The sequence below is a fragment of the Corynebacterium sp. CCUG 71335 genome (assembly GCF_024454075.1).
Lineage (GTDB): Bacteria > Actinomycetota > Actinomycetes > Mycobacteriales > Mycobacteriaceae > Corynebacterium > Corynebacterium genitalium.
The window spans coordinates 39,029-54,062 of sequence record NZ_JAGPYY010000016.1; the positions used below are offsets into that span (position 1 = coordinate 39,029).

The 15,034-nt window shown below is 64.1% G+C and carries 13 protein-coding genes and 1 tRNA gene; 6 read left to right on the plus strand and 8 right to left on the minus strand.

Annotated features, from left to right (window positions below; all coding sequences use genetic code 11):
* Positions 1 to 2: 2 nt before the first annotated feature.
* Together KBX19_RS10585 and KBX19_RS10590 are read left to right on the plus strand one after the other, a co-directional pair.
* The gene (locus KBX19_RS10585; protein WP_005288646.1) at positions 3 to 680 is read left to right on the plus strand and encodes a metal ABC transporter ATP-binding protein; all 678 of its coding nucleotides are present in this window, start codon (positions 3 to 5) and stop codon (positions 678 to 680) included.
* Entirely contained in the window at positions 680 to 1,513 is an 834-nt protein-coding gene (locus tag KBX19_RS10590; protein ID WP_005288642.1) for a metal ABC transporter permease, read from the plus strand. The genes KBX19_RS10585 and KBX19_RS10590 overlap by 1 nt, the downstream gene beginning before the upstream one ends.
* Here the strand turns inward: KBX19_RS10590 and KBX19_RS10595 are convergent.
* Genes KBX19_RS10595 through KBX19_RS10605 form a run of 3 tightly spaced genes read right to left on the minus strand, consistent with a single transcriptional unit; the run spans position 1,503 to position 5,255 of the window.
* Positions 1,503 to 2,192: a DUF2334 domain-containing protein gene (locus KBX19_RS10595; RefSeq protein WP_255998909.1), complete on the minus strand. Its 690-nt coding sequence runs from the start codon at positions 2,190 to 2,192 to the stop codon at positions 1,503 to 1,505. The genes KBX19_RS10590 and KBX19_RS10595 overlap by 11 nt on opposite strands.
* A gap of 9 nt (positions 2,193 to 2,201) precedes the next feature.
* Complete coding sequence (locus tag KBX19_RS10600; protein ID WP_255998912.1) at positions 2,202 to 4,382, minus strand: S9 family peptidase; 2,181 nt, start codon at positions 4,380 to 4,382, stop codon at positions 2,202 to 2,204.
* Positions 4,383 to 5,255, minus strand: coding sequence for a phosphoribosylaminoimidazolesuccinocarboxamide synthase (locus KBX19_RS10605; protein WP_255995489.1), 873 nt, complete (start codon positions 5,253 to 5,255; stop codon positions 4,383 to 4,385). It lies immediately after the preceding gene.
* 166 nt (positions 5,256 to 5,421) lie between these two features.
* Here KBX19_RS10605 and KBX19_RS10610 point away from each other — a divergent pair, with 166 nt between their 5' ends.
* Positions 5,422 to 6,195, plus strand: coding sequence for a hypothetical protein (locus KBX19_RS10610; protein WP_005288632.1), 774 nt, complete (start codon positions 5,422 to 5,424; stop codon positions 6,193 to 6,195).
* A 53-nt stretch (positions 6,196 to 6,248) separates the two neighbouring features.
* Here the strand turns inward: KBX19_RS10610 and purB are convergent, their stop codons facing one another.
* Together purB and purD are read right to left on the minus strand one after the other, a co-directional pair.
* Entirely contained in the window at positions 6,249 to 7,688 is a 1,440-nt protein-coding gene (gene purB, locus KBX19_RS10615) for an adenylosuccinate lyase (protein WP_255998914.1), read from the minus strand.
* Positions 7,689 to 7,747: 59 nt separating this feature from the next.
* On the minus strand, positions 7,748 to 9,019 hold the full coding sequence (gene purD, locus KBX19_RS10620; protein ID WP_255998917.1) for a phosphoribosylamine--glycine ligase: 1,272 nt from the start codon (positions 9,017 to 9,019) through the stop codon (positions 7,748 to 7,750).
* Positions 9,020 to 9,050: 31 nt separating this feature from the next.
* On the opposite strand from purD, the gene KBX19_RS10625 reads away from it, so the two are divergent.
* The gene (locus tag KBX19_RS10625) at positions 9,051 to 9,476 is read left to right on the plus strand and encodes an HIT family protein (RefSeq protein WP_255998919.1); all 426 of its coding nucleotides are present in this window, start codon (positions 9,051 to 9,053) and stop codon (positions 9,474 to 9,476) included.
* A 6-nt stretch (positions 9,477 to 9,482) separates the two neighbouring features.
* Here the strand turns inward: KBX19_RS10625 and KBX19_RS10630 are convergent, their stop codons facing one another.
* Together KBX19_RS10630 and KBX19_RS10635 are read right to left on the minus strand one after the other, a co-directional pair.
* Positions 9,483 to 10,922: a cell wall metabolism sensor histidine kinase WalK gene (locus KBX19_RS10630; protein WP_255998921.1), complete on the minus strand. Its 1,440-nt coding sequence runs from the start codon at positions 10,920 to 10,922 to the stop codon at positions 9,483 to 9,485.
* Positions 10,923 to 10,960: 38 nt separating this feature from the next.
* Positions 10,961 to 11,680: a response regulator transcription factor gene (locus tag KBX19_RS10635; RefSeq protein WP_255995486.1), complete on the minus strand. Its 720-nt coding sequence runs from the start codon at positions 11,678 to 11,680 to the stop codon at positions 10,961 to 10,963.
* A gap of 395 nt (positions 11,681 to 12,075) precedes the next feature.
* Here KBX19_RS10635 and KBX19_RS10640 point away from each other — a divergent pair, with 395 nt between their 5' ends.
* A complete protein-coding gene (locus tag KBX19_RS10640; RefSeq protein ID WP_255998923.1) occupies positions 12,076 to 13,194 on the plus strand; it encodes an HNH endonuclease signature motif containing protein in 1,119 nt (372 codons plus the stop codon).
* A 20-nt stretch (positions 13,195 to 13,214) separates the two neighbouring features.
* On the opposite strand, the gene KBX19_RS10645 is transcribed toward KBX19_RS10640, so the two are convergent.
* Positions 13,215 to 13,287 (minus strand) — tRNA-Thr (locus KBX19_RS10645).
* 118 nt (positions 13,288 to 13,405) lie between these two features.
* Here KBX19_RS10645 and KBX19_RS10650 point away from each other — a divergent pair.
* Positions 13,406 to 14,962, plus strand: coding sequence for a threonine/serine exporter ThrE family protein (locus KBX19_RS10650; RefSeq protein WP_370687023.1), 1,557 nt, complete (start codon positions 13,406 to 13,408; stop codon positions 14,960 to 14,962).
* Positions 14,963 to 15,034: the final 72 nt, after the last annotated feature.

Here is a 15,034-nt window from a genome sequence, read left to right on the forward strand (position 1 = left end):
ACGTGATTGCGCAGTTCACCGGCGCCGCTGTCGCGCCATTGTGGTCGGGGGTGGACCTGACCGTCGAGCGTGGCGAATTCATCGCCGTCCTCGGCCCCAACGGCGTGGGCAAATCGACGTTGCTGCACACAATTTTGGGCACGCGCCGCCTCACCGCCGGAGAAGTCGACGTCCGCGGCCGCGTCGGGTTCATCCCGCAGCAGCAGATGTTCCCGCAGGATCTGCCGGTGCGCGGGCGCGACCTTGTTTCGCTCGCCCTCTCGCATGGGCGTCGGCCGTCGCGCAGCGCTGTCGACGAACTACTCGTCGCTGTCGGCGCTGAACGGTTCGCCGACAAGCGTGTGGGCCTGCTTTCCGGCGGGCAGCAACAACTCATCCGCCAGGCTCAAGCGTTGGCGAAACAACCCGAGCTTTTGCTTGCCGACGAGCCCCTCCTCTCCCTCGACCTCGCCCGCGAACGGCAGACTGTGGCACGGCTGAAAAACTTAGACGCTGCCGTGCTGTGCGTGACGCACTCGATCAACCCGTTCCTTGATGTGGTCGACCGCGTTCTCTACCTGGGCCCGAAAGGCCATGCCGTCGGCACTGTCGGCGAGGTCATGCGCTCCGAGGTGCTCAGCGAGCTCTACGGCACGCGTGTCGACGTCATCGAAGCGAACGGACGCATGGTGGTGCTGTAATGGACGGATTCTTTGAGATGACCCAGTACCTCCTGGGCATGGACTTCGTGCAGGCAACGCTGGCTGCGTGTGCACTGCTGGGCGTGCTTTCCGGCGTGATGGCACCGTTGATCGTGCTGCGGCAGATGTCGTTTTCCGTGCACGCGACCTCAGAGCTGGCGCTCATGGGGGCCTCCGCGGCGCTCCTGTTCGGTCTCAACGTCGGCGTAGGCGCTGTGGCCGGAGCGGTCGTCGCGGCAATCGTGCTGGCGGCGCTCGGCTTCCGTGGACAGCAGGACTCTGCGGTCGGCGTGGTCATGAGCTTCGGCATGGGTTTGTCCGTGCTGTTCATCCACCTCTACCCCGGCAATTCCAACCGCGCGCTGTCGCTGTTGACCGGCCAGGTTGTCGGCGTGTCCGGACACAACGTCGCCCTGCTCGCGGTCACGACGGTCGCCGTTGTCGCCGCTGTGGCAGTGCTGTGGCGGCCGATGCTCTACGCCTCTGCCGATCCCATCATGGCTGCGGGATCGGGCGTGCGGGTGCGCGCCATGTCCATCACGTTCGCGGTCCTCGTCGGCATCGCCTCGGCGCAGTCGGTGCAGATCGTCGGCGCCCTGCTGGTCATGTCGCTGCTGATCACACCCGGCGCAGCAGCATCTCAGATCACAGCGAACCCGGTTCACGCGGTGGGGTGGTCGGTCCTGTTCGCCGAGGTCGCCGCCGTCGGCGGAATGATCCTGTCGCTGGCGCCGGGGGTACCGGTCAGTGTCTTTGTCGCCTTCATTTCCTTCGGGATCTACCTGGTCTGCCGCATCATCGGCGGCGTGCAGCGGCGCCGGATTAGCGCTTAGGCTTCTTCAGGTCCCGGTAGTTGACCGGCTTCAAGCCCTCGTCGGCAGCCTCGACGGCAGCCTGGACGAAGTCGTTGCGCACCTTTTTGGAGTCCAAGTTGCGCCCCGAGACCGACAAGCGCACCGTGTTGCCGCGTTTGGCGCTGCGCACCGCCGCGTTGATCACGTTGCGGCGCCACCAGCCAGCTGCGCCGTAACCTTCACCCACCGACAGGTTGCGGGCGTACTCAATGTCGCCGCTGCGCAAGAAGTGGATGCCGCGCTCAGACGCAGCGAGGCGGAAGTCGAAGTGCTGCAGCGCCACGAGCGTCCCTTCCGACATCCGCCAGCGCGGCGGAGCGAAGGTGTCCAGCTCGAAACCGAGCTTCGCCATTTGCCGCGTCGCACCTTTGAGACGCAGGCGCGCTTCATGCTCCTCCAGCGCGGCGAACTCGGCGCGGCGACCCTGTACGGGCTGGTCGAAACCGTTGAGGATCAGGCCCCGCCCGTCACCCATCTGGTCATGCAGCCAACTGCGGGTCGACTTGTCTTTCGCCAGGTGCCACTTCTTGTCGATGTGCGGCGCCACCAGCAACGACACTGGAATTTCGCGTTCATCTAAGTCGGCTACGAGCTTCTGGACGTCTTTACGCGTCTCATCAAAAATCGACGAGACAGAGACAAGCAGGTAGCCGGGCATAGGCACTAATTATTCCACAGCGCCTGCGGACGTGCCCGGCCCGACCGCGACTGCGCCGGCTGTCGCTAGGGTCCACGCGTATTCGAATGCGGTCTGCTTCCACTTCGCGTACCGGCCCGATACGCCGCCGTGCCCGGCCGCCATTTCGGTCTTCAGCAGGAACTGCCCTCCCGTGGCGGTGTCGCGCAGCTTGGCGATCCATTTCGCCGGCTCCACATACAGCACGCGCGTGTCGTTGAGACTGGTCACCGCGAGGATGTCCGGGTAGTCCTTGGCCTCGATGTTCTCGTATGGCGCATACTGCGCCATGTAGTCGTAGACCTCCGGGTCGTGGTACGGGTCGCCCCATTCTTCCCATTCCCCCACGGTCAGCGGCAGTTCCGGCATGAGGATAGAGGTGAGAGGGTCGACGAACGGCACGATCGCCTGGATGCCGGCGAACTTCTCCGGGGCAAGGTTCGCCACCGCGCCCATGAGCATGCCGCCGGCGGAGCCGCCTTCCGCGACGAGTTGATCGTAGCTGGTCACGTCCGCGTCCACGAGGGCGTCAGCGCAGGCGATGAAGTCGGTGAAGGTGTTCATTTTCTCCAGGCCTTTACCGTGGTCGTACCACAGCCGGCCCATTTCGCCGCCGCCGCGCACGTGGGCGCACACCCACACCATGCCGCGGTCGAGCAGACTCAACCGAGCGACGGAGAAGCCCGGGTCCATCGACGCTTCGTACGAGCCGTATCCATACAGCAGGCACGGCTTGTGCTTATCGACGCCCACTTCGACATCCCGCCTCCTCACCACCGACATCGGAACCTTCGTCCCGTCGCTAGCCGTGGCCCACATGCGCTCGGCGATGTAATCGGACGGGTCGTAGCCGCCTTCGATCTCCTGCTCCTTGAGCAATGTGAACTCGCCAGTAGCGACGCGGTAATCCAACACCTGCAACGGCTGCGTGTAGGAACCATAGGTCACGCGCACAACCGGGGTGTCCCATTCCGGGTGGCCGCCCAAGCCAGCGGTGTAGAGCTCTTCAGAGAACTCCAACTCCTTGAACTCGCCGAAACCACCAGTGAGGTCGGCGACGGCGAGGCGGCCGATGCCGCCGCGTCGATACGCGAGGAACATGAAGTCGCGGTAGACGTCGGTGCCTTCGATGCGGCGCTCGTCGTCATGCGCGATGAGCTCGTCGAGCTCGCGGATCGGCGGCAGCCCCGCATCCACCTGCTCGGGGACGGGGCACGTGCCGACGGCGAAGTTCGGACCGTGCGCGTTATGCGTGATCACCCAATGCTCCCGCTCACTGTCTGCATCACCTGTATCACCGAGGACGGCCAAGTCGACGAAGTACTCCACACCGGACTCGCGGGGCCACAGCAGCTGGAACTCGCCCTCGGGCTCCGACATCGGCAGCACTCGGTTCTCCGACGTCAGTGTTGAAGAAGCAATGAGGAACAGGTAGCGCTCGGAACGGTCGGCGGTGATGGCGACACCGAACTTCTCGTCATCCTCTTGGTAGACCAGCACGTCATCGGCGGCGTCTGTGCCGCGGCGGTGGCGCCAGATTTGGTGGGGGCGCCACGCGTCGTCGACACGCGTGTAGAAGAGGTAGTCCTCCCCCGCCCACGTCGCGCCGTAGAAGACGCCGGGAATGACGTCGACGAGCAGTTCGCCCGTCTCGAGGTCTTTGATGCGCAGGTCGAAGCGCTCGTCACCAGCCGTGTCCACCGAGTACGCCAAGTAGCGGCCCGACGTAGTCACACTAGAGGCGCCCATGGAGAAAAAGTCGTGGCCCTCGGCGAGAGCGTTGCCATCGAGGATGGTCTGCTCGCCCGGCAGACCGGAGCCGTCAGCGGGAAGGGTGGGGGCGGTCCAGGGATCGGTGGAATCGTCGACACGCACGCGGCAGCTGATGCCGTAATCCTTGCCTTCCTCCGTGCGGCCATAGTACCACCAGTCGCCCTGGCGCTGCGGCACGGACATGTCGGTCTCTTTGACGCGCGACTTGATCTCGCCGTAAATCGCGTCGGTGAGCTCGGTCAGGTGCGCCGTTTGCTCCTGCGTGTACGCGTTTTCCGCCTCCAGGTACGCGATGGTCTCCGGATTGTCCTTGTCGCGCATCCATTCGTAGTCGTCGACGAAATCGCGACCGTGGAAACTGCGGGTGACGGGGTGTTTCGCTGCTTTGGGTTGCTGCATCTAGATGAACTTCTTTCCGCTCAGACGCTCGTAGGCCTCGATGTAGCGCTCGCGGGTGGCCTCCACCACCGAGCCCGGCAGCTCCGGCGGCGGTGTGCCGCTATCCGCATCCCAGCCGGACTTCTGGCTCAGCCAATTGCGCACGTACTGCTTGTCGAAGCTCGGCTGCGCCTCCCCTTCCTTATAGGAATCCGCGGGCCAGTAGCGGGAGGAGTCCGGGGTGAGAACTTCGTCGGCAAGCACGAGCGTGCCGTTGTCATCGAGCCCGAACTCAAACTTCGTGTCCGCGAGAATGATCCCGCGCGACTCCGCGTACTGCGCCGCCTTCGTGTAAATCGCCAGCGTTGTCTCGCGCAGCCGCGACGCCAAGTCCTCGCCGAGCTCCCGCGCCATGTAGTCGTAGCTGACGTTGACATCGTGGTCGCCCTGCTCCGCCTTCGTCGCCGGCGTGAAAATCGGCTCCGGCAATTTCGACGCCTCCACCAAGCCGTCGGGCAACTCAACGCCACACACCGAGCCCGTCGCGTCATATTCCTTCTTGCCCGAGCCAGTCAGGTACCCGCGCGCCACGCATTCGAACGGCACCATGTCCAATCGCTTCACGACGAAAGCACCCCCCAGCACATCCTCCGGAATCCTCCCGTCATCCAACGGGCCGGCGAGGTGATTCGGGAACTCCGCGAGCAGGTCAAAGAAGAACGCACTGGTCAGTGTAAGGATTTTGCCCTTGTCGGGAATCTCCGGGTCGAGAGAATAATCGAAAGCTGAGATCCGGTCAGTGGCCACCATCAGCAAGGTGTCCGTGTCGATCTCGTAGATCTCGCGGACCTTGCCGGCAGACAAATGCTTGTAGTCAGAAAGCTCAGGACGCATGCTGGCGACTCTACGCCGGTTCACTTTCCCACGTCCCACCACCGGCCTTCATGGAAGGGCGTGCGTCGTGTGCACGCCCGGGAAAAACTTAGCCTCCACTATTTAAAATGAGTGGGAAAAATTCAGTTAGTCAGCGACGCAACTAAAACTGTTTATAATTACCGCCATGACCCAGATCACACACAAAACCGTTCGCCCTGCACTGCTGTCCGTCCTCACTGCCTCCGCACTGACGCTGAGCGGCTGCTCCATGATGGAGCTTCCGTTCGGCCCATCGGGCAACGAGGAGTCCACCGAAGGTGAAGACAACACCACCGACGAAGGTGCCGAAGAAGGCCCCGCCTCCGCTGAGAGCGAAGAGCCCAGCACGGAGGGGACCTCCGGATCCTCCAACTCCGAATACCCCGGCGCACCCGCCGGCTTCAGCCCCGCCAACGACGGCGACAAGGCCAAGCTGGGCGAGCCCGTCGACATCGTCCTGCCCGGCTACGAGTCCGAGACCCCGCTGTTCTTCGAGGTCACCGTCGACCCCGCTAAGGAGATGACCGTCGACGAGGTCCAGACCAACGCCGGCGGCGGCCTGACCGGTCAGGACTACACCGGCTTCAAGTGCTTCATCGCCACCATCAAGTACCTCGGCGCCGGCGAGAGCGACGCCGCCAAGGACTCCGAGATCTTCACCCCGCCGAGATTCAGCCCGACCGGCCCGCAGGGCCGCCAAGCCAACTACATCTCCGGCGACAACGAGACCCTCTGCGGTATTCACGAGTCCGACCGCATGCCCTCCAGTACCAAGGACATGCAGGAAGGCAAGGAGTACAAGCGTGCCACCATCACCTTCACCGAGTCCAGCGGCGCCGGTCTCGAAGCCACCGGCGTTGAGATGAACTTCGGCAAGTCCGACTCCACCTTCCCCAACGGCAAGGTCTACTTCGAGTAAATCCCGCCGGTGCTGCGCCGACGCAGCACCGGTCATTGCAGCACCCGCAGCTGCTACAGAATGTCCCCCGGGGCGTAACCCGCCGCCTCGGGGTATTTCTGTGCCCAGACCTGGATGCGGTCGAGCACGTTGTCCACTTGCGACTCGGCTGCGCCGATGAAGGCGTGGCGGTCAGCCAGGGCTGCTTCGAGGTCGTGGTGGGTCAGGGGGAGACGGTCGTCGCCAGCAAGCCTCTCAATGAGGTTCTGCTCCGCACCATTTTCACGCATGTCCAGCGCCATCGCGACAGCGTGCTCCTTGATCACTTCGTGCGCTGTTTCGCGGCCGATGCCAGCGCGTACTGACGCCATGAGAATCCTCGTCGTGGCCAAGAACGGCAAGTAGCGGTCAAGCTCGCGAGTGATCATCGCCGGGAAAGCGCCGAACTCCGCGAGGACGGTCAGGAAAGTCTCCATCATGCCGTCGATGGCGAAGAAAGCGTCCGGAAGCGCAACGCGGCGCACGACCGAGCAGAACACATCGCCCTCGTTCCACTGCTGGCCCGCCAAATCACCGACCATGGTGAGGTAGCCACGCAGAATTACCTGGAACCCTCCGACGCGCTCGCAGGAACGGGCGTTCATCTTGTGTGGCATGGCCGACGAACCGACCTGCCCCTCCTTAAACCCCTCAGTGACCGTCTCGTTGCCGGCCATGAGACGGATCGTCGTAGCCAGGCTGGACGGGCCGGCGCCGAGCTGCACCAGCGCAGATACCGCGTCGAAATCCAGCGAACGCGGATAGATCTGGCCCACAGAATCAAAGACGCGCTCAAAACCGAGATGCTCAGCGACGGCGCCCTCGAGCTGGTTGAGCTTCGCTTCATCCCCGCCGACGAGATCGAGCATGTCCTGCGCCGTGCCCATCGGCCCCTTGATGCCGCGCAGCGGGTATCGGCCCAACAGGTCCTCGATACGGTCTAGGGCGACGAGGATCTCGTCGGCAGCTGAAGCGAAACGCTTGCCCAACGTCGTTGCCTGCGCCGCGACGTTGTGAGACCGGCCCGCCATGACAAGCGAGCGGTACTCCGCCGCCCGGTTGCCGATCGCGTTGAGCACCGCGATCGCACGGCCGCGCACCAGCTCCAACGAGCGGTAGATCTGCAGCTGCTCAACGTTTTCCGTCAAGTCACGGCTGGTCATGCCCTTGTGGATGTGCTCGTGGCCAGCGAGAGCGTTGAACTCCTCGATGCGTGCCTTGACGTCATGGCGCGTCACGCGCTCCCGCTCCGCAATGGAGTCCAGATCGACACGGTCCACCACAGCCTCGTACGCCGCGATGGCATCCTCCGGCACATCGATACCCAGGTCGCGCTGGGCACGCATGACCGCGATCCACAGCTGACGCTCGAGGACGATCTTGTGCTCGGCGCTCCACAGCTGCGCCATCTCCGGCGAAGCGTATCGGTTGGACAGGACGTTAGCGTTCTTCGGCTTGCTATTCGGGGTAGTCACGCCTGCCAGTTTAGACCCGGTCCGCCGCCCCACCGGCCAAAAGCAGGCGAAGCGGAGAGCTAGACCGAGATCTCGCCGTCGACCGCCTTGCGGGCAATGTCCTTCCGGTAGAAGGAGCCGGGCAGCTCGATCTGCTCGATGGTGCGGTAGGCGTCTGCGGTAGCGTCGGCAAGAGTGGCGCCGGTGCCGACGACGTTGAGCACGCGACCGCCCGCAGAGACGTATCGCGCCGCAGCATCGTCGGTAGAGGTAGCGGGTGCGGCGACGCCGGCGTGGAGGACGCGGGAAGGATCGTCGAGAAGCGTGGGGTCGGATGTGGTGATCGGGTCGCCCTTGCGCGGCGACTCCGGGTAGCCCTCCGCGGCCAGCACGACGGTCGCGGCGTAGCCGTCCTTCCACTTCAGCGGCGGAAGGTCGGCGAGGGCGCCGGTGGCGGTGGCGTACAGGACATCCGCGAGCGGGGTGTCCAGCAGGGCGAGCACGGCCTGGGTCTCCGGGTCACCGAAGCGCGCGTTGAACTCCACCACCGACGGGCCATCGGCACCCCACGCCAACCCGGCGTACAGCAGTCCCGAGTACGGGGTGCCGCGGCGCACCATCTCGCGCGCGACCGGCTCGACGACCTCAGTGACGATGCGCTGCACACCGTCCTCCGGTAGCCACGGCAGCGGAGCGTACGCGCCCATGCCGCCAGTGTTGGGGCCTTCGTCGTTGTCGTAGGCACGCTTGTTGTCCTGAGCGGGCAGCAAGGGGACGACAGTCTCGCCGTCGACAAGGCAAAACAGCGACACCTCCGGCCCAGACAGGAACGTCTCCAGCAGCACTGGGTTACCGTCGGCGATAACGGCCTTAGCGTGCGCGACAGCCTCGCGGACATCATCAGTGACCACGACGCCCTTGCCGCCGGCGAGCCCGTCATCCTTCACCACGAAGTTGGGGCCGAAGTTCTTCAGCTCGACCTTCACCTGGTCCGGATCGGTCACGCGCTTCGACCGCGCCGTACGCACGCCCGCAGTCGCCATGACCTCCTTGGCGAAGACCTTCGACCCCTCCAGCCGCGCTGCCTCCTGCGACGGTCCGAACACAGGAATGCCAGCCTCCCGCAGCGCGTCCGCGACACCGGCAACGAGCGGTTGCTCAGGGCCAATGACCACCAGGTCAGCATCGATGTCGCGGGCAAGCGTGACGACGGCACTGCGATCGTCGACAAGCACCTCATGTCTCTCCGCCTGCATGCCGGGGTTGCCGGGCGCCACATGAACCTCGTGGCCGGACAGGGCATGTACAAGGGCGTGTTCGCGGCCGCCCGAGCCGATAACAAGGATGCGCATGCGCCCAATTCTATCGCTACCCTGGGCGGGTATGAGCACAGTATTTACCAAGATCATCGACGGAGAACTGCCCGGCCGCTTTGTTTACCGCGACGACCACGTCGCCGCCTTCCTCACCATCGAGCCGGTCGCGTACGGCCACACGCTGATCGTCCCGGTGCAAGAAGTGGACAAGTGGACCGACCTCGACAGCGACACGTGGACGCACGCCAACGATATCGCCCAGGAAATCGGCCAAGCCGTGATCAACGCGTTCGGGTCCGAACGCGCCGGCTACCTCATCGCCGGTTTCGAGGTCCCGCACGCCCACATTCACGTCTTCCCCGCCAACGACATGTCCGGCTACAGCCTGCAGAACATCATGCGCGCCGACGAGACCGACGACGCGAAGATGGACAACGCCGCTGCGAAACTCCGCGAGCAGCTGGGCACAGGCGAGGACGGCCGCCGCGTCTAAACCCGTCTAGGCGTCGGTGTGCGCGCCCGCCTTTGGCAGGCTGATCGTGAACTTCGTGCCCACGCCCTGCTCCGAAGCCACACTGATCGCGCCGCCGTGCTGCTCAACGATCGATTTGGTGATCGCCAGCCCCAGCCCTGACCCGCCGCCGCTCTTGGAGCGGTTGCGGGAAGTGTCGGCGCGGTAGAAGCGCTCGAAGATGTGCGCGGCGTCCTCTTTGCTCATGCCGATGCCATCGTCAGCGACGTCGACGTACACACGGTCGAGGTAGTCGCGCACCGTCACGGTGACGTTGGCATCGTCGCCCGCGTGCTTGAACGCGTTGCTGATCAAGTTGAGCACCACTTGGTGCAAGCGGTCTGGGTCGCCTGAGACGAGCGGAATGTCGCTGGATTCGTGCGTCACGGCCAGGTTGCGGCCGCTGAACGCCGCGCGCGCAGAGTCCGCGACGGAGCAGACGAGTTCGAGCATGTCCACGTCGCGCATGTTCAGCCGCGCCCCCTCCGCGCGTGTGAGCGCGAGCAAATCCTCGACGAGCAGCTTCATGCGGCCGGACTCTTCGTCGATCTTGGACAGGACCATGTCGGCGTCATCGGTCGCCCCGGCGCGGTACAGCTCGGTGTAACCGCGCACGCTGGTCAGTGGGGTGCGCAGCTCGTGGGAGGCGTCGCCAACGAAGCGGCGCATCTGTTCCTCTTTCTGCCGCGACTCGTCGAGGGTCTCCTGCAGTTGGCTGACCATGGTGTTCATTGCGAAGCTCAGCCGGCCGTATTCAGTGTCGCGCGGCCAGGCAGGTGCGCGGCGGTTGATGTCGCCGTCGCCAATCGCGATCGCGGTATTCTCCAGCTCTTTGAGCGGCAGCAGCGCGCGGCGCACGTAAATCGTTCCTGCGGCACCCATCATCGCCAGCACAATGACGCTTATCGACGCCAAAATCACCGCCAACCCCTCCAACATCCTCCTCTCCCCATCAAGGCGTTTGGCTACCGCGGTGATCGTCCCGTCAGGCGCCTCGATCGCGATGATGCGGAACATGGGCGGGTTGGGTTCCTGCGGGTCCGACGGGTCGACAGGAAGAGCGCGCACGGTGTGCGGCATCCGGTCGCGCTCGACATTGGGCAGGTCAGGGATGCGGTCGGAAGTGTTCATCATCCTGTACCCTCCGGCGGGGCTGAAATAGATCAGCATGAACTCCGTCGGCAGATTGGATGCGGTGGTCACATCCGGGCCCATTCCGCGGCTTAGGCCCCAGCTGTCGAGGCCGCGGTACAGGTCAGTGTCGACACGCTCGTAGATCTGGTTGCGGGTCAACCCCCACACTGCGACTGACATGCCAGCGAGACCCAGACCCGAGATCACCATGAGAATGATCAGCAGGCGGGTACGCAGGCGCAGGTGAGAGACCCGGCCCGTCGCGATCCGGGTGAAAGTGGTGCTTCGCTCCAACGACTAACCCTGTGAGACCTTCCGCTAACCCCGGCCGGCTAGCTCTGCTGGCGCGGCGTGCGAAGCACGTAACCCACACCACGGACCGTGTTGATCAGCTGCGGCTCGCCCTGATCAACCTTGCGGCGCAGGTAGGAAATGTAGGACTCCACCACGTTGCCGTCGCCGCCGAAGTCGTAGTGCCACACGTTGTCCAGGATCTTCGCCTTCGACAGCACCACTTCCGCGTTGAGCATGAGGTAGCGCAGCAGGTTGAACTCCGTGGGGGACAGCTCCACGATCTCGCCGGCCTTGGTGACTTCGTGGGTGTCGTCGTTCAGCGTCAAGTCGGCGTAACGGATCGTGGAGTCCCCGGTCTCGGTCTCGGTCACGTTGCCGCGGCGCAAAATCACGCGCAGGCGAGTGATGACTTCTTCCAGCGAGAACGGCTTGGTCACATAGTCATCCGCACCGATGGTCAGGCCGTGGATGCGGTCCTCGACAGCGTCCTTCGCGGTGAGGAACAGCACAGGCGCATCGAGGCCCTCGGCACGCAGCTTGCCCAACAGCTCGAAACCATCCATGCCCGGCATCATCACGTCGAGGATGTAAGCGTCCGGCTTGAGCTCCCGCGCCATCTCGAGAGCCTGCTGGCCAGACTCGGCCGACTCGACCTCAAAACCCTGGAACTTCAGGGAAACGGTGAGCAACTCGACGATGTTCGGCTCGTCGTCGACAACGAGCACCTTGACGTTCTGCGGGGTAGGCGTATCAGCCATGGGTGGTTCCTCTCTTTCCGTTCGCGCGACAAGCACGCGCGTTTCCAGAGCAAGTAAACAACGTCTTGCTGAACGTTTGCTGTACGTCCACTGTACACCTAATCCGCATTCAGTCCGTGTTCAATCCGGGGCATGTCACCAGCGAAACCGGTTCCCTCGCGGCCAAAAGTGACCCTGGGGCCTGTGGATAGAAAAAGTTATCCACAATTTTGTTTTCGCAGCTCTGCCCCCGCCCGTCCCCTTTCGCTCTTAGTGCCCGCGTCACGCACGCTCGCCGAGCAGCGCATTGTCGCTTCAGCAGCGCCCGCGGGAGTGCCGGTTCCCTCGGAGGTGAAGATTCTTCGCGCTTTTTTAGCCCCTTTACCTGGAGTTTTGAGGGGTCTAGCGTGTGCTCCATGGGACTCGACAACCTCATCTCAGCACTGACCACCAACGCTCTTGACCACTTGAAAGACTTCGACCGCCAGAAGCTTCTCAGCGCAGGATTCTCCGAAGCAACCATCCGCAACTGGAAACGCGTCCACGAGGCGTACTACGGTCCCACCACCTCCCCCGCTAAGCAGAGAACGGCGGGGGAAGTGGCGAGGAGGCGGGGGTTGAGCGTCGATAAGCTTGCGCTCATTGAGCGCCAGATCGCGAAGATCAAAAGCCCCAAAGCGCGCAACAAGCTGCGCGTGCGGCTGCTCGAATCCGCGGGCGACTACCGGGCACTCAACGCGCTGGTAAAGAAGCTCCTCCCCGGGGCCGACACGCCGCCGCAGAAGCGGATCACCATCTCCGGCTCGCGCCACGGGCGGCGCACCATGATCATCACCGCAGACGAGCACGACATCGCCGACCTCGAAGCAGCGTTGATGAACAAGGCCCTCGACGCCACACGGCCCGTCGCCGGGCAACTGCTCGAACGCTTCCTCGACCTGATACGCAACGGCGGCGGAGTCCCGTACGCCGTGCCCAGACCACTGTTGCTCATCCCGCTGCCCGAATGGACGAAGATCCTCAGCGGCCACGGCGACGACGTCACCCTCGGACTGACCAACGGCACCACCATCACCGGCACCGAGTACCTTGCCCGCTACCACGCGAAACCTGAGTGCGGTCTCGAGGCCGCCCTATTTCACCCCACGGAAGGCGCAGTGAACCTCTACCGCGACGAGCGCTTCGCCAACCAGAAACAGCGCGACCTTGCCGCCGCGACGCAGCCCGTCTGCACCAGCCCCGACTGCCGGCACGCCGCCGACCACTGCGAAATCCACCACATCACGCCGTGGAAAGACGGCGGGGAAACCAACCTCGATAACCTCGCACCGCTGTGCCGCTACCACAACCGCGTCAACGACGATGACCCGCAGCGCGCCACCCGCGGCCGCATCGAAATGCGCGGCGGCACCCCAGTATGGGTCTCCCCCAGGGGTTACGAACGCCCCAATAACCGACACCCGTACGGCGCGATGCGTTCACTGTTCGGCCCGCCCCGCGCTGGCGCGGAGACGGTGGGGGCGACGGCGGCGTAGGCGTCGATAAGCAAGAAGCGAGCTGGAGACGAGACTTGAACTCGCAACCTACGGTTTACAAGACCGTTGCGCTACCGATTGCGCCACTCCAGCAACCGCACCCGCACAAAAACGGCAGGCGCTGACCCGAAATCATACAAGGGGCTGACCCCGGGGGACAAAAGACGGGTTCTTTCACACAGAAACCTGCCGCGGCAGTTAGTGTGTCGGTGTGACAACGGTGTTGAAGAACTTGCGGGAGGCGTTGCGCTCCTCCGGCCCAGTGGCGACCATTGACCAAGCCCGCACGTCGCCCCCGCCGTCGGTGCTCGCGCCCGTCGACCTGACCGACCCGGCACAGGTCGCCGCGGTGATGACCATCGGCGCGCGCGTCGGCGAGATTCTCATCGCCAACGGCACAACCAGTTCGGACGCGAAAGCGCAGATCCACGCCGTCACATCGTCGTACGGCCTGCACTACTGCCACGTGGACATCACGCTGAACACCATTACCGTCAACTCGCTGATCGGCACCGCCCGCAAGCAGCCGGTGGGCGTGTTCCGCGTCGTGTCCGACATGTCGGAGAACTACTCCAAACTCCAGGAAGTCGACCGTCTGATCCGCTCGATCCGCGCCGGTGCGACGCCGCCGGAGATGGCGGAGAAGATTCTCGACGACCTGTACAACGCCAAACCGCCCTACCCGCTGTGGGTCTCCATCGCCGGATGGTCGATTATGGGCGCGGCCATCTCGATCTTGCTCGGCGGCGACTGGTTCATGTCGGTGCTGGGTGCGTTCACCGCCGCCCTGATCACCTCGATCAACGCGTGGCTGGGGAAGAAAGAGCTGCCGTACTTCTATCATTGCGTCCTCGGCGGTTTCGTAGCCACGGTGCCCGCCGCCTTGTTCTACACCCTGGCCGCCCGGGCTGGCACAACCATTGTGCCCAGCCAGGTCATCGCAACAGGCATCGTGGTCTTGCTCGCCGGTTTGACACTGGTGCAATCACTTCAAGACGGTGTCACGGGATCACCAGTGACAGCGTCGGGGCGTTTCTTCGCAGCGCTTCTCAACACCGGCGCGATCGTCGCGGGCGTAGCCATAGGCATTCAAGTCGCGGACCTATTCGGTGCCGGTTTGCCGCCGATCGAGACGCAACCGCCAACTCCGACGTACAGTTCCGCCGCCGTGCGCATCTTCGGTGGCACAGCCGCCGCCGCCGGTTTCGCGCTTGCTGTTTACGCCGAACGACGCGCCATCGTGGTCACCGCTGTGACCGCTTTCATCGGTGGCTTCGCGTACTACGCCGTGCTCATTCCCTTCGGCTCCGGCCGGTTGTTCGCCACCGCGATTTGTGCGGTCATGGTCGGCTTAGCCGGTGGTTTGCTCGCCCGCCGCTTCCTGATCGCCCCCCTGATCACCGCAGTCGCCGGCGTGACCCCGTTCCTGCCGGGTTCAGGTGTCTACCGCAGCATGTACGCACTGCTCAACGAGCAGACTGTGCTCGGTTTGAACAACCTCTTCTTGGCCATCGGCACGTGTCTGGCGCTGGCCGGTGGCGTGGTCCTCGGCGAGTGGTTCGCCCGCCGCCTGCGCCGCCCGCAGCTGTTCAACCCGTACCGCGCCTTCCGCGCCGCTGGGCGCGTGACGTTCCAGCAGATTCGTCGCGCCGAGCAAGCCGCTTCTCGACGACTCAGCGAGCAGGCCGCCCGCAACCTGGCCAAGAACCAGGCCAAGAACCAAGCCAAGATTCAGGCCAAGACCCAATCAAAGAATCAGTCGAAGTGAAGTGTCCTGGGTTTAGTTCCGATCGTTTCTAGAGGAGGATTGGATCATGCCTAGGAAGTTCAGTGACGAGTT

Coding starts and splice junctions, on each gene's coding strand:
- KBX19_RS10595 (WP_255998909.1), bottom strand. CDS start 2,192: ATGCCCGGCTACCTGCTTGTCTCTGTCTCGTCGATTTTTGATGAGACG.
- KBX19_RS10590 (WP_005288642.1), top strand. CDS start 680: ATGGACGGATTCTTTGAGATGACCCAGTACCTCCTGGGCATGGACTTC.
- KBX19_RS10600 (WP_255998912.1), bottom strand. CDS start 4,382: ATGCAGCAACCCAAAGCAGCGAAACACCCCGTCACCCGCAGTTTCCAC.
- purD (WP_255998917.1), bottom strand. CDS start 9,019: ATGCGCATCCTTGTTATCGGCTCGGGCGGCCGCGAACACGCCCTTGTA.
- KBX19_RS10610 (WP_005288632.1), top strand. CDS start 5,422: ATGACCCAGATCACACACAAAACCGTTCGCCCTGCACTGCTGTCCGTC.
- KBX19_RS10605 (WP_255995489.1), bottom strand. CDS start 5,255: ATGCGTCCTGAGCTTTCTGACTACAAGCATTTGTCTGCCGGCAAGGTC.
- KBX19_RS10625 (WP_255998919.1), top strand. CDS start 9,051: ATGAGCACAGTATTTACCAAGATCATCGACGGAGAACTGCCCGGCCGC.
- KBX19_RS10635 (WP_255995486.1), bottom strand. CDS start 11,680: ATGGCTGATACGCCTACCCCGCAGAACGTCAAGGTGCTCGTTGTCGAC.
- KBX19_RS10640 (WP_255998923.1), top strand. CDS start 12,076: ATGGGACTCGACAACCTCATCTCAGCACTGACCACCAACGCTCTTGAC.